The sequence below is a fragment of the Amphritea sp. 1_MG-2023 genome, assembly GCF_030547545.1.
Classification (GTDB): domain Bacteria; phylum Pseudomonadota; class Gammaproteobacteria; order Pseudomonadales; family Balneatricaceae; genus Amphritea.
In genome coordinates this window covers 1-735 of the sequence record NZ_JAUOQE010000082.1, presented here as the reverse complement: position 1 = coordinate 735, position 735 = coordinate 1, and the positions used below count along the sequence as shown (strand labels likewise).

Sequence of the window (735 nt, the reverse complement as noted above, 5' to 3'; positions counted from 1 at the left end):
CTGCTGGACTGATCCACTTCGGCAATCGAACCGCTGGTGATCGCATCCAAGGTCGGTGCATCATCGGCACCGGTGACGTTGACCGTATAAGTCTGGGTGACCAGAGCGCCATCCGCATCGGTGACCGTTAAGGTAAACAGATCACTGTCGGTGTCACCTGCATCCAGGGCTTCGATCGCAGCGGCGTCTTTGCTGTAGCTGTAGTCGCCAGTGGAAGTATCTAAGGTTAGCGTACCGTAAGTCCCCGCCAAGGTTGCCGTGGTACCCGTGACCGATCCGGTATCAATACCGTAGGTTAAGCTATCACCATCGACATCGGCGCCACTTAAGGTGCCGCTGAGGTTTGCATCGGTCGTGCTGCTGGACTGATCCACTTCGGCAATCGAACCGTTGGTGATCGCATCGAGGGTCGGTGCATCATCCGCACCAGTGACGTTGACGGTAAAGGTCTGCGTCACTAGTGCGCCGTCGGCATCGGTGACCGTCAGGGTGAACAGATCACTGTCGGTGTCACCTGCATCCAGGGCTTCGATCGCAGCGGCGTCTTTGCTGTAGCTATAAGCACCGCTAGCCGTATCTAAGGTTAAGGTGCCGTAAGTGCCGACCAAGGTGGCGGTGGTACCCGTGACCGATCCGGTATCAATACCGTAGGTTAAGCTATCACCATCGACATCCGCGCCACTCAAGGTGCCGCTGAGATTCGCGTCCGTAGTCGAACTAGATTGATCCACTTCG

The 735-nt window shown here is 56.7% G+C and carries 1 protein-coding gene; it reads right to left on the bottom strand.

Going from position 1 to position 735, the window contains the following annotated elements:
* A partial coding sequence (locus tag Q4488_RS18755) for a VCBS domain-containing protein (protein WP_303582123.1) occupies nt 1-735 on the bottom strand: 735 nt, incomplete at both ends.